This is a genomic window from Ferroplasma sp. Type II, from assembly GCF_000496155.1.
Map to the genome: position 1 here is coordinate 2,207 of NZ_KI542820.1, position 1,888 is coordinate 4,094.

Annotated in this window: 3 protein-coding genes; 1 reads left to right on the forward strand and 2 read right to left on the reverse strand. The window is 40.0% G+C overall.

All coding sequences use genetic code 11. The features are described 5' to 3' along the window. Positions 1-94 precede the first annotated feature (94 nt). Positions 95-889 (reverse strand): ABC transporter ATP-binding protein, encoded by a 795-nt coding sequence (locus AMDU4_RS13065; RefSeq protein WP_290705460.1) that lies wholly within the window; start codon positions 887-889, stop codon positions 95-97. A 65-nt stretch (positions 890-954) separates the two neighbouring features. Further along, complete coding sequence (locus AMDU4_RS13070) at positions 955-1,257, reverse strand: hypothetical protein (RefSeq protein ID WP_021786172.1); 303 nt, start codon at positions 1,255-1,257, stop codon at positions 955-957. 50 nt (positions 1,258-1,307) lie between these two features. Between AMDU4_RS13070 and AMDU4_RS13075 the strand changes: the two genes are divergently transcribed. Further along, a partial coding sequence (locus AMDU4_RS13075; RefSeq protein ID WP_290705464.1) for a hypothetical protein occupies positions 1,308-1,888 on the forward strand: 581 nt, incomplete at its 3' end.

A 1,888-nucleotide genomic window follows, 5' to 3' on the forward strand; every position in this document is an offset into this window, starting at 1 on the left:
GGACTTGTGGAGCATCCGTAGGTGTGTATGTATTTCTCCTATCTAACTTCTGCTTCTCTTTCATGTTTTTCACCATATCTTTCAAGCCCTTCCGTCAGGGAGGGGTAGTTGACTTAATAGATTCCCTCAAAGAATCAAGCAGGTTATCAAGATCTTCATCTCCAGTAAGCTTTAGGAATATACCCTCAAGGTCATTATTGCTGGATCCTGCTTCATTTTTTAACTGGTCAAGATTCCCAGTGCCCGCTATATTGCCATTGTATAGTATAGATATGGTATCACACACATTCTCTGCTATTTCCATAATATGCGTGGAAAATATTACCGTTTTTCCCTTTTTTGTCATGTCTTTCAATAGTTCCTTGATTATCTTAGATGATTTTGGATCGAGTCCATTCATTCCCTCATCCATAACAATTATTTTGGGATCATGTATTAATGATCCTATTATTGCAACCTTCTGCTTTGTCCCGAATGATAAGGACCCTATAAATTCATCAAGATATTTCCCTATTTCAAGTGCATTGGAAAATGCGTTTACCCTGTCTCTCAATATATTGTCATCTATTTTGAATACCGATGCGAGGAAATTGAAATATTCTATGGGTGTAAGTGATTCGTATAATGCAGGTGTTTCAGGTATATATCCGATCATGGATTTTATATTGTCTGAATTTCTTGAAACTGATATTTCATCAACCATTATGTCACCTGAAGAGGCAGGCAATATGCCAGCAATTATTTTTAGTAAAGTTGTTTTGCCGGAACCATTAGGACCAAGAATGCCGTATATCTGTCCACCTGCTATGGATAAATTTATGCCATTAAGGGCTATAGTATTACCATAACGCTTGTACAGATTGTTTATTTCAATAATATTCAACACCATATCAACAATATAAAGAGTTATACCTATTATAAATATTTTTGTTGATGGCAGGCTTTGGGACAAATTTATTCATGGGTTCCCCTCAGTATTTTTTCATCATCTGAGGTTAGTTTCACCTCTCTGACATGCAGTGTAAGGGAATACTGTTCCAGGAAATTTAATACCTTTGCAGCATCCTCATTCCTGAGTATCAGAACTCCTCTTAGGAGCTTTCTATGAGGTATGCTTTCCAGCAAACCATGCCTATGGTACTTATACTTGCCATTCCCTGAGGTTGAATCCTGTCCATAGAACTTCTGCATGAACTTGTTTATTGTTCCATGAGCTGTCTTCTCTGGAAAATGAAAGAGTATCATTGTTCCATTCATTATGTGGAATAGTACACATAACTATTTAAACCTGTTCGTTATACATATATGTGGCAAAGAAGAATATAGAGGATCTGAGGAATCTTGTCAAATCGGTAAGGGATAAATCCTTCCCCTACGAGAAAAGGGATCAGGCCGAAAGGAACTGGCATCTCTATGACCAGGCACAGGTGAATGAAATAGCCGATGTGCTGGAAACAATCAGGGATGTGGTTAACATAGCCTCTTCCCGTATTCAGGAGGAGAAGAGGGGAGCTGGAAGGCCTCCAGTTCCAGCCTCAGACATAGTCAAGGTTATGCTGATGCAGGCATACTTCGGCATGCCCAACCGCATAGCTGAGGGATTTCTTAGGCTGTTCAGTGAAAAGCTTGGGATATCCTCAGAATTTTCCTATAAGACCATAGAGAGAGGCTATGAACCCGAACGATCAAAGAAGCTCCTGGATGAGGTTCTCAGGATCATGAACGAATCAGGCAATTCCACGGAGAAGATATTCTCCACAGATGGAACAGGTGATCCGGCAACGATGAAGGCCAACTATGAATCGAAGAGAAGCCAGCAGAGGATCGAGAAAGAGAAGAAAAAGGGCGAGAAGGAGCAATCGGATTCTTTTCCCCACACGAAGGGAAA

Excerpts from the sequence above, each read along its gene's own strand:
- AMDU4_RS13065 (WP_290705460.1), bottom strand. The coding sequence starts at position 889 with ATGGTGTTGAATATTATTGAAATAAACAATCTGTACAAGCGTTATGGT.
- AMDU4_RS13070 (WP_021786172.1), bottom strand. The coding sequence starts at position 1,257 with ATGAATGGAACAATGATACTCTTTCATTTTCCAGAGAAGACAGCTCAT.